This is a genomic window from Flavobacterium esculini, assembly GCF_048284325.1.
Lineage (GTDB): Bacteria > Bacteroidota > Bacteroidia > Flavobacteriales > Flavobacteriaceae > Flavobacterium.
On sequence record NZ_JBLVPI010000035.1, the window covers coordinates 1 to 5,685 of the forward strand.

2 tRNA genes and 3 rRNA genes are annotated in these 5,685 nt (G+C 46.5%); all 5 read left to right on the plus strand.

What is annotated here, in order from left to right:
* Positions 1 to 499: 499 nt before the first annotated feature.
* Positions 500 to 2,013 (plus strand): 16S ribosomal RNA (locus ACNQGG_RS17100).
* A 128-nt stretch (positions 2,014 to 2,141) separates the two neighbouring features.
* Positions 2,142 to 2,215 (plus strand) — tRNA-Ile (locus ACNQGG_RS17105).
* A gap of 92 nt (positions 2,216 to 2,307) precedes the next feature.
* Positions 2,308 to 2,381, plus strand: a tRNA-Ala gene (locus ACNQGG_RS17110).
* 138 nt (positions 2,382 to 2,519) lie between these two features.
* A 23S ribosomal RNA gene (locus tag ACNQGG_RS17115) occupies positions 2,520 to 5,405 on the plus strand.
* 165 nt (positions 5,406 to 5,570) lie between these two features.
* Positions 5,571 to 5,680, plus strand: a 5S ribosomal RNA gene (gene rrf, locus ACNQGG_RS17120).
* The 16S, 23S and 5S rRNA genes sit together here with 2 tRNA genes alongside, the layout of an rRNA operon.
* The last annotated feature ends 5 nt before the right edge of the window (positions 5,681 to 5,685 follow it).

Genomic DNA, 5,685 nt, shown 5'->3' on the forward strand with positions numbered 1-5,685 from the left:
AAAGCGAATAAAGGGGCTACTTTTGCACCCGCAACAACGCAGACGTTCTTTTATAAACTGGCAAGTAGTACGAATCAAACTAGAAAATTTATTTTCTAAAAAAGATTTAGAAAAGCTTGTGAGATTAGAAAACGGATGTTACATTTGCACCCCGCAAAACAAGCAAAGTTCCTTGATAGACTGATAAGAAAAAGAGAAGAAAACGGGGATAAAAAATTTCCAAAAAAAACTTCAAAATTTTCTTGCCGGTTAAGAAAAGAAGTTGCACTTTTGCACCCGCTTTGAGAAACACTTTAAGAAGTGCTAACAAGGTAGAGAGGCTGAAATAAAATTCAGTTTACAACAAGCAGAACACGTTCCTAGACATATTGAATTGACAGCCGTTTTGAAAGAGATTTCAAAACAAAAGAATGAGAGTAATAGAATCGAAAGATTTGAAAAAACCACTAGAGAATTTAGTCGAATAACAATAGCTTGAATTTATTCAAGCATACAATATACGATGAAGAGTTTGATCCTGGCTCAGGATGAACGCTAGCGGCAGGCTTAACACATGCAAGTCGAGGGGTATAGTTCTTCGGAATTAGAGACCGGCGCACGGGTGCGTAACGCGTATGCAATCTACCTTTCACAAAGGGATAGCCCAGAGAAATTTGGATTAATACCTTATAGTATATATGAATGGCATCATTTATATATTAAAGATTTATCGGTGAAAGATGAGCATGCGTCCCATTAGCTAGTTGGTAAGGTAACGGCTTACCAAGGCTACGATGGGTAGGGGTCCTGAGAGGGAGATCCCCCACACTGGTACTGAGACACGGACCAGACTCCTACGGGAGGCAGCAGTGAGGAATATTGGACAATGGGCGCAAGCCTGATCCAGCCATGCCGCGTGCAGGATGACGGTCCTATGGATTGTAAACTGCTTTTGTACAGGAAGAAACAGTTCTACGTGTAGAACCTTGACGGTACTGTAAGAATAAGGATCGGCTAACTCCGTGCCAGCAGCCGCGGTAATACGGAGGATCCAAGCGTTATCCGGAATCATTGGGTTTAAAGGGTCCGTAGGCGGTCAGATAAGTCAGTGGTGAAAGCCCATCGCTCAACGGTGGAACGGCCATTGATACTGTCTGACTTGAATTATTAGGAAGTAACTAGAATATGTAGTGTAGCGGTGAAATGCTTAGAGATTACATGGAATACCAATTGCGAAGGCAGGTTACTACTAATATATTGACGCTGATGGACGAAAGCGTGGGTAGCGAACAGGATTAGATACCCTGGTAGTCCACGCCGTAAACGATGGATACTAGCTGTTGGGAGCAATTTCAGTGGCTAAGCGAAAGTGATAAGTATCCCACCTGGGGAGTACGTTCGCAAGAATGAAACTCAAAGGAATTGACGGGGGCCCGCACAAGCGGTGGAGCATGTGGTTTAATTCGATGATACGCGAGGAACCTTACCAAGGCTTAAATGTAGATTGACCGGTTTGGAAACAGACTTTTCGCAAGACAATTTACAAGGTGCTGCATGGTTGTCGTCAGCTCGTGCCGTGAGGTGTCAGGTTAAGTCCTATAACGAGCGCAACCCCTGTTGTTAGTTGCCAGCGAGTCATGTCGGGAACTCTAACAAGACTGCCAGTGCAAACTGCGAGGAAGGTGGGGATGACGTCAAATCATCACGGCCCTTACGCCTTGGGCTACACACGTGCTACAATGGCCGGTACAGAGAGCAGCCACTGGGCGACCAGGAGCGAATCTATAAAACCGGTCACAGTTCGGATCGGAGTCTGCAACTCGACTCCGTGAAGCTGGAATCGCTAGTAATCGGATATCAGCCATGATCCGGTGAATACGTTCCCGGGCCTTGTACACACCGCCCGTCAAGCCATGGAAGCTGGGGGTGCCTGAAGTCGGTGACCGCAAGGAGCTGCCTAGGGTAAAACTGGTAACTAGGGCTAAGTCGTAACAAGGTAGCCGTACCGGAAGGTGCGGCTGGAACACCTCCTTTCTAGAGCCCAAATGTTAGTTGTGTAAACAACACTTTTGGGAAAGAAGACGAAAGTTCGAATTGGAAACAAATGTGGACGTTTTATTACTCTTGCTGTTAGTTCAAATAATACCATTTAAGAATAAGAGTGTCTCGTAGCTCAGCTGGTTAGAGTACTACACTGATAATGTAGGGGTCGACAGTTCGAGTCTGTCCGAGACAACTATTTACTTAAATACAAAGAAGAAATTCTAGAGTTGAAAAATGACGATATACATCGTAATTCGTAATTCACAATTCATATTAAAAAAGATTGGGGGATTAGCTCAGCTGGCTAGAGCGCCTGCCTTGCACGCAGGAGGTCAACGGTTCGACTCCGTTATTCTCCACAAGATGCTGAAATAAATTCAGCATACAAGTTCATTGACATATTGAGATAAGAAAATAATAAAAAGTAGAAAGCATTTTTTGCTTGTTTATCATTAGACAAGTAAAAGAAACGGCACATTTTAATTAATGTGTTGGTACAATAAGCAAAATAAGGGCGTATGGGGGATGCCTTGGCTCTCAGAGGCGATGAAAGGCGTGATAAGCTGCGAAAAGCTACGGGGATTGGCACACACGAATTGATCCGTAGATACCTGAATGGGGCAACCCACTATGTTGAAGACATAGTACACCGATAGGTGGGCAAACCCGCTGAACTGAAACATCTAAGTAGGCGGAGGAGAAGAAAACAAAAGTGATTCCGTAAGTAGTGGCGAGCGAACGCGGATTAGCCCAAACCAATGTTGTTACGGCAATATTGGGGTTGTAGGACCACGACATTTGTTGCGGATAGAATTAGAATCTACTGGAAAGTAGAGCCAAAGAAGGTGATAGCCCTGTATAAGTAATAGAAGATAACGATAGTGGTATCCTGAGTAGGGCGGGACACGAGAAATCCTGTCTGAATTTGGCGGGACCATCCGCTAAGGCTAAATACTCCTGAGAGACCGATAGTGAACCAGTACCGTGAGGGAAAGGTGAAAAGAACCGTGAATAACGGAGTGAAATAGATCCTGAAACCATACGCTTACAAGCGGTCGGAGCCCTTTCGTGGGGTGACGGCGTGCCTTTTGCATAATGAGCCTACGAGTTAACGTTGCTGGCAAGGATAAGTGGTTAAGCCACGGATCCGTAGCGAAAGCGAGTCTGAATAGGGCGCTTTAGTCAGTAGTGTTAGACGCGAAACCGTGTGATCTACCCATGGGCAGGATGAAGCGCTGGTAACACAGTGTGGAGGTCCGAACCGGTTGACGTTGAAAAGTCTTCGGATGACCTGTGGGTAGGGGTGAAAGGCCAATCAAACTCGGAAATAGCTCGTACTCCCCGAAATGCATTTAGGTGCAGCGTTATGCGTAAAGTTATATAGAGGTAGAGCTACTGATTGGATGCGGGGGCTTCACCGCCTACCAATTCCTGACAAACTCCGAATGCTATATAATGTTTCATAACAGTGAGGGCTTGGGTGCTAAGGTCCAAGTCCGAGAGGGAAAGAACCCAGACCATCAGCTAAGGTCCCCAAATATATACTAAGTTGAAAGAACGAGGTTTGTCTGCCCAGACAGCTAGGATGTTGGCTTGGAAGCAGCCATTCATTTAAAGAGTGCGTAACAGCTCACTAGTCGAGCGGACGAGCATGGATAATAATCGGGCATAAGTATATTACCGAAGCTATGGATTACCTATTTATTTAGGTAGTGGTAGGGGAGCATTCTCACAGGGTAGAAGGTGTATCGTAAGGTATGCTGGACCGGTGAGAAAAGAAAATGTAGGCATAAGTAACGATAATGCGGGCGAGAAACCCGCACACCGAAAGACTAAGGTTTCCACAGCTATGCTAATCAGCTGTGGGTTAGTCGGGACCTAAGGCGAACCCGAAAGGGACAGTCGATGGACAACGGGTTAATATTCCCGTACTAGTTATTACTGTGATGGGGTGACGGAGTGATGAAAGCGCCGCGAACTGACGGAATAGTTCGTTGAAGTACCTACCTATAAGCTGCGCAGGCAAATCCACGCGGCTTGGGGAAATACGATAGTACTCGGAGTCTTCGGACAAAGAGATAGTGCGCCTAAGGGCTTCCAAGAAAAACCTCTAAACTTCAGGTAATAAGTACCCGTACCGCAAACCGACACAGGTAGTCGAGGAGAGAATCCTAAGGTGCTCGAGAGATTCATGGCTAAGGAATTAGGCAAAATAGACCCGTAACTTCGGGAGAAGGGTCGCCAGCAGCAATGCTGGCCGCAGTGAAGAGGTCCAGGCGACTGTTTATCAAAAACACAGGGCTCTGCAAAATCGTAAGATGAAGTATAGGGCCTGACACCTGCCCGGTGCTGGAAGGTTAAGTGGAGATGTTATCTTCGGAGAAGCATTGAAATGAAGCCCCAGTAAACGGCGGCCGTAACTATAACGGTCCTAAGGTAGCGAAATTCCTTGTCGGGTAAGTTCCGACCTGCACGAATGGTGTAACGATCTGGACACTGTCTCAGCCATGAGCTCGGTGAAATTGTAGTAGCGGTGAAGATGCCGCTTACCCGCAGTGGGACGAAAAGACCCTGTGCACCTTTACTATAGCTTAGTATTGACCTTGGACAAATGATGTGTAGGATAGGTTGGAGACTGTGAAGTGGCGTCGCTAGGCGTTGTGGAGTCATTGTTGAAATACAACCCTTTGTTTGTCTGAGGCCTAACCCCGCTTTGCGGGGGACATTGCTTGGTGGGTAGTTTGACTGGGGTGGTCGCCTCCAAAAGAGTAACGGAGGCTTCTAAAGGTTCCCTCAGTACGCTTGGTAACCGTGCGTAGAGTGCAATGGCATAAGGGAGCTTGACTGAGAGACATACAGGTCGATCAGGTACGAAAGTAGAGCATAGTGATCCGGTGGTTCCGCATGGAAGGGCCATCGCTCAAAGGATAAAAGGTACGCCGGGGATAACAGGCTGATCTCCCCCAAGAGCTCATATCGACGGGGGGGTTTGGCACCTCGATGTCGGCTCGTCACATCCTGGGGCTGGAGAAGGTCCCAAGGGTTGGGCTGTTCGCCCATTAAAGTGGCACGCGAGCTGGGTTCAGAACGTCGTGAGACAGTTCGGTCTCTATCTACTGTGGGCGCAAGAAATTTGAGTGGATCTGATTCTAGTACGAGAGGACCGAATTGGACAAACCTCTAGTGTATCTGTTGTTCCGCCAGGAGCATCGCAGAGTAGCTACGTTTGGAAGGGATAAGCGCTGAAAGCATATAAGCGCGAAACCCACCACAAGATGAGATTTCTTTTAAGGGTCGTAGGAGATGACTACGTTGATAGGCTATAGATGTAAAGGCAGTAATGTCATAGTCGAGTAGTACTAATAACCCGTAAGCTTATGTACGCTTTTCCCCGGGGCAACCCGGGGAAGAAACTTTCTTAGATCCTGAATCAAGTTCAGGATAAACTTTTTATTTTCTTTATCTCAGTATGTTAAGATATTATGTGATTGATGTTTATAGAAGTATAAACAACATTACAGTAATTGCCCAAAGCAATTATAACCTCTTAAGGTGGTTATTGCGGCGGGGCTCACCTCTTCCCATCCCGAACAGAGTAGTTAAGCCCGCCTGCGCAGATGGTACTGCAGTTATGTGGGAGAGTATGTCGTCGCCTTTCTTTGA